The organism is Candidatus Cryosericum septentrionale, from assembly GCF_003570995.1.
GTDB classification, from domain to species: Bacteria; Caldisericota; Caldisericia; order Cryosericales; family Cryosericaceae; genus Cryosericum; species Cryosericum septentrionale.
In genome coordinates this window covers 75339-75818 of the sequence record NZ_QXIY01000008.1, presented here as the reverse complement: position 1 = coordinate 75818, position 480 = coordinate 75339, and the positions used below count along the sequence as shown (strand labels likewise).

The 480-nt window shown below is 58.3% G+C and carries 1 protein-coding gene; it reads right to left on the bottom strand.

What is annotated here, in order from left to right:
• Positions 1 to 480, bottom strand: a 480-nt coding sequence (locus SMC1_RS10460; protein ID WP_413814598.1) for a WD40/YVTN/BNR-like repeat-containing protein, incomplete at both ends; no start/stop codon positions are given.

Here is a 480-nt window from a genome sequence, read left to right as displayed (position 1 = left end):
CCAACATAGGTACCGGCATACAGGGTGGCGGGGGTCTTGGGGTTGATGGCAAGAGACCAGACATTCGTATTGGTAAGGCCAGTGTTCACCGCCGTCCAGGTGGCGCCGCTATCCGTGGAGCGGAAGACGCTGCTACCGGTGACGGCATACAGGGTAGTGGGGGTGAGAGGGTTGATGACGAGAGAGAAGACACGTTGAGTCATGAGTCCAGTGTTCGCAGCTGTCCACGTGGCACCACTGTTCGTTGAGCGGAAGACACCACCACTGCCGACAGCGGCTGGTCCTTCACCACTGTCGGTACCGGCATACAGGGTGGTAGGAGCCTTGGGGTTGATGGCAAGAGATGTAACCCTTATGCCGGTCAGACCGGTATTTGTCACTGTCCAGTGGTCTCCACTATCCACGGAGCGGTAGACGCCAACATAGGTACCGGCATACAGAGTGGTGGGCGTACGGGGGTTGATGGCAAGACAGGAGACA